Below are 3994 nucleotides of genomic sequence, written 5' to 3'. Positions count from 1 at the left end.
GAGGGCCTGAGGCAGCCACCCGTCCAGCGCCCGCTTCGCCCGCGCCGCGATCTTCGCCTTGCGCTCCCGCCCCCGCTCGGCGCCCTCGATGGGCGGGAACAGGCCGAAATTGATGTTCATCGGCTGGAAGCTCTCCGCCACCGCCTCCCCGGTGATATGCGCCAGCAGCGAGCCGAGCGCCGTTTCGCGCGGCGGGCGGACAGGCTCTTCGCCGGTGGCGCGGGCCGCCAGGAACAGCCCCGCCATCAGCCCGACGGCCGCGGATTCCACATAGCCTTCGCAGCCGGTGATCTGTCCGGCAAAGCTGATTTCCGTCGCCGCCTTCAGCCGCAGCGTCTCATCCAGCAAAAGGGGAGAGCGGATGAAGCTGTTGCGGTGCAGCCCGCCCAGCCGGGCGAACTCCGCCCGTTCAAGCCCGGGGATGGTGCGGAACAGGCGGGTCTGCTCGCCATGCTTCAGCTTGGTCTGGAACCCCACCATGTTCATCAGCGTGCCTGAGGCATTGTCCTGCCGCAGCTGCACAACCGCCCAGGCGCCGCGCCCGGTGCGCGGATCGCGCAGCCCCACCGGCTTCATCGGCCCGAAGCGCAGCGTGTTCGGCCCGCGCTCCGCCATCACCTCGATCGGCATGCAGCCTTCGAAATAGGGGGTATCGCGCTCCCAGTCCTTGAAGTCCGCCTTTTCGGCAGCGTTCAGTGCGGCCACGAATTCCAGATACTGCGCCTTCGAAAGCGGGCAGTTGATGTAATCGCCCTCGCCCGGCGGCAGAATTTCGCCGTCCGGCCCCTTGTCGTAGCGGGATTGCCGCCAGGCGACGTCCATGTCGATGCTGTCGGTGTGAACGATGGGCGCGATGGCGTCGAAGAAGGCCAGATGGTCCTCGCCCGTCAGCCCCTGGATGAAGGCGGCCAGCCCCGGCGCCGTCAGCGGCCCGGTCGCGATCAGCACCTGCCTCCAGGCGGGATCCGGCGTGCCCACCTCTTCGCGGACGATCGTCACCAGCGGGTGACCCTCCAGCGCGGCTGTCACGGCGGCGGCGAAAATCTCCCTGTCCACCGCCAGCGCGGATCCGGCGGGCACCTTCGCGCCATCGGCCGCGCGCATCACCAGGCTGCCCAGCGCGCGCATCTCGGCGTGCAGCAGGCCCACGGCGTTATAGTCGGGATCGTCCGACCGGAAGCTGTTGGAACAGACCAGTTCGGCCAGCTGGTCCGTCTGGTGCGCAGGCGTCGCCCCGCCGCCGCCGCGCATCTCGTGCAGCACGACGGGCACACCCCGGCTGGCGAGCTGCCAGGCGGCCTCCGAACCGGCCAGCCCGCCCCCGATCACATGCACGGCATTCTTCATGCCTGCCCTTTGCCGTGCCGCCCCACCCCCTGCAAGGCGGCAAGACTGCAACAGATGTGACATTAATTCTCGGTTCGGCGCAGGAATCCGGCTGTCTGCCCCTTGTAACCGCGCCGGATTCAGCAGATATCGGCGACGCCCGGCCAGTCCGGGCTGAAAGCGACCCGACTGGCCGGCGAGCATTGCTCGCCGGCCCTTTTATTGGCCGAATTGCAGGCTATGGGTTGGATCGTGGATCTATACCTTCCCATCGCCGAAATGTCCGTCAACGCCCTTGTCATCATCGGGCTGGGCGCGCTTGTCGGGTTCCTATCCGGCATGTTCGGTGTGGGCGGCGGGTTCCTGACCACGCCGCTGCTCATCTTCTATGGCATTCCCCCCGCGATCGCGGTCGCTTCGTCGGCCACGCAGGTCACCGGCTCCAGCGTATCGGGGGCCTACAGCTATTTCCGGCGCGGACAGGTGGATGTGAAGATGGGCGCGGTGCTGGTCGCGGGCGGGCTGATGGGGTCCGTGCTGGGCTCCTTCCTGTTCCGCTGGCTGAAATCGCTGGGGCAGATCGATGTCACCATCGGCCTCATCTATGTGCTGTTCCTGGGCACCGTGGGCGGCCTGATGCTGAAGGAGGCGCTCGCCACGCTGAAGGCGCAGCGTGCCGGACAGGCCCCGCCCCGGCGCGGGCGGCGGCACCATCCGCTGGTCGCGGCGCTGCCGATGAAGATGCGCTTCCCGCGGTCCGGCATCTACATCTCGCCGCTGGCTCCCTTCCTGGTGGGGGCGGGCGTGGGCATCCTCACGGTGATCATGGGGGTCGGCGGCGGCTTCATCATGGTGCCGGCCATGCTCTATCTGCTGGGCATGGCGGCAGGCGTGGTGGTGGGCACCAGCCTGTTCCAGATCCTGTTCGTCACCGCGGCCGCCACGCTGCTGCACGCCACGCAATCGCAGACGGTGGATATCCTGCTGGCGGCGCTGCTGCTGATCGGCGGCGTCGCAGGCGCACAGCTGGGCGCGCGCGCGGCCATGCGCCTGCCGCCCGAAAAGCTGCGGCTGTTCCTGGCGCTGCTCGTCCTTGCCGTCGCCGTCCGCCTCGCCATCGGCCTCACCTGGACACCGAAAGAGCTCTTCTCCATCCAGACGGCGCTGGCATGAGGTGGCTGGCCGCCCTTCTGCTGCTGCTCGCGGGCGCCGCCCAGGCGCAGCAGCCCCGGCTGGTGACAGACCTGTCGCAAAGCCGCATCGACATCTCCTACCGCTTCGCCGGCGCCGAGCTGCTGATCTTCGGCGCGATCCAGTATCCGGGCGGCGTGGTGCCCAGCGAGCCGCCCGGCATCGCGGTCATCCTGCGCGGCCCGGTGGAGCCGATCACCGTGCGGAAGAAGGCGCGGATCGCAGGCATCTGGGTCAATACCGAGGCGCTGCGCTTCGAATCCGCCCCCGGCTATTATGCGGTCGCCACCACCAAGCCCGTGCGCGACCTGCTGGATGAACGCAACGCCGCCATCTACGAGATCGGCCTGAGGCACCTGCAACTGTCCCCCGCGACGGCGGCCGACGCCGAAACGACAGGCCGCTTCCAGGAAGGGCTGGTGAAGCTGCGCGTCAGCGAAGGGCTGTTCGTGGAGCAGCCCTATGGCGTGCAGGTCACCGACCGCATCCTCTATCGCGCCCGGCTGCCGATCCCCTCCGCCGTGCCGGTCGGCAACTACCAGGCCGAAATCTATCTCATCAGCGACGGCCGGGTCCGCGCCCGGTCGACGGCGCCCGTCATCATCGACAAGACCGGGTTCGAACGCAGCCTCTATGTGTTCGCGCAGGACCATGGCTTCCTCTACGGCCTGTTTGCCGTCGCGCTCGCCGTGGCCATGGGGGTCGCCGCAGGCCAGATCGGCCGCCGCGCCTGAGCGTCGCGGTTGCGCCCACTCCCGCGCCACCCTAGGTCTTGGCGATGGATTCGCCAGCCCCGCTCGCCCCGCCCCGCAAGCGCCTTGCCGATTATCGCGCGCCGGACTGGCTGGTGCCCGATATGGCGCTCCGGTTCGAGCTGGATCCTGATCGCACCCTCGTCCACGCCCGCCTGGAGGTGCGCCGGAACGGCGATCACCCATCCGTCCTCCAGCTGGACGGAGAGGATCTGGAACTTCTCTCGCTGAAGGTGGACGGCGTCGACCGCCCCGCCAACGCGACGCCGGACGGCCTGCTGCTGGACATCGCGGGCGACGAGGCCGTCATCGAAACGACGGTCGCTATCCATCCGGCGGGCAACAGCCGGCTGATGGGCCTCTACAGCTCGGGCGGCAACCTCTGCACCCAGTGCGAGGCGGAAGGATTTCGCCGCATCACCTTCTTCCCCGACAGGCCGGACGTCCTCACCCGCTATCATGTCCGTCTGGAGGCGGATGCCGCGCGCTATCCGGTGCTGCTGGCCAACGGCAACCCCGGCGCGAGCGGCTCGCTGCCCGGCGGTCGCCACTTCGCCGAGTGGGACGATCCCTTCCCCAAGCCCAGCTACCTGTTCGCACTGGTCGCGGGCGACCTGTCACCGCTCAGGGACAGCTTCACCACCTGCTCCGGCCGGACGGTGGATCTCGCGATCTGGGTGGCAGAGGCGGACGTGCCGCGCTGCCGCCACGCGATGGACAGCCTG

At 68.8% G+C, this 3994-nt stretch carries 3 protein-coding genes and 1 pseudogene; 3 read left to right on the top strand and 1 reads right to left on the bottom strand.

The features are described from left to right. Positions 1-1347: methylenetetrahydrofolate--tRNA-(uracil(54)-C(5))-methyltransferase (FADH(2)-oxidizing) TrmFO (gene trmFO, locus ACE3O8_RS13075; protein WP_374390428.1), on the bottom strand; the 1347-nt coding region annotated here is incomplete at its 3' end. Between the two features lie 231 nt (positions 1348-1578). On the opposite strand from trmFO, the gene ACE3O8_RS13070 reads away from it, so the two are divergent. The 3 genes and pseudogenes from ACE3O8_RS13070 to pepN all read left to right on the top strand — a co-directional run. After that, positions 1579-2499: a sulfite exporter TauE/SafE family protein gene (locus ACE3O8_RS13070; RefSeq protein ID WP_374390430.1), complete on the top strand. Its 921-nt coding sequence runs from the start codon at positions 1579-1581 to the stop codon at positions 2497-2499. Next, complete coding sequence (locus ACE3O8_RS13065) at positions 2496-3251, top strand: TIGR02186 family protein (protein WP_374390426.1); 756 nt, start codon at positions 2496-2498, stop codon at positions 3249-3251. Before ACE3O8_RS13070 ends, ACE3O8_RS13065 begins: the two co-directional genes overlap by 4 nt. Positions 3252-3295: 44 nt before the next feature. Next, positions 3296-3994: pseudogene (gene pepN, locus ACE3O8_RS13060) on the top strand (aminopeptidase N); the annotation flags it as partial.

Origin of the sequence: Sandaracinobacter sp. (assembly GCF_041909755.1) — a bacterium.
GTDB lineage: Bacteria > Pseudomonadota > Alphaproteobacteria > Sphingomonadales > Sphingomonadaceae > Sandaracinobacteroides.
This window is presented reverse-complemented; position numbering and strand designations above follow the sequence as displayed.